Source organism: Leyella stercorea (assembly GCF_021531355.1).
Lineage (GTDB): Bacteria > Bacteroidota > Bacteroidia > Bacteroidales > Bacteroidaceae > Prevotella.
The window spans coordinates 1-318 of sequence record NZ_JADYTS010000221.1 but is presented as its reverse complement, the minus strand read 5'-3'; the positions used below and the strand labels follow the sequence as shown (position 1 = coordinate 318).

The 318-nt window shown below is 48.4% G+C and carries 1 protein-coding gene; it reads left to right on the top strand.

Annotation, left to right across the window (positions count from 1 at the left end):
• Positions 1 to 318 (top strand): DUF6371 domain-containing protein (locus I6E38_RS15605; RefSeq protein WP_235394747.1); only part of this gene is annotated, 318 nt, incomplete at both ends.

Genomic DNA, 318 nt, shown 5'->3' with positions numbered 1-318 from the left:
TTTGGCAGATAGATGTCAATGGGAATGTGCGCACTGGCAAGATAATGAAGTATGATGACAAGACAGGACACCGCATCAAGGAACCTCACAGTCTGGTGACTTGGGTACACTCGGAACTGAAACTGCCAGACTTCACACTTCGGCAGTGCTTCTTTGGCGAACATCTGTTGACAGATAAAACCACGACCAAGACTGTAGCCATCGTGGAGAGCGAAAAGACAGCCATCATTGCCGCCCGCTTCATGTCTGATTTCGTATGGTTGGCTACTGGAGGCATGAACGGATGTTTCAATAAAGATGCAGTCGAAGTCCTAAGCG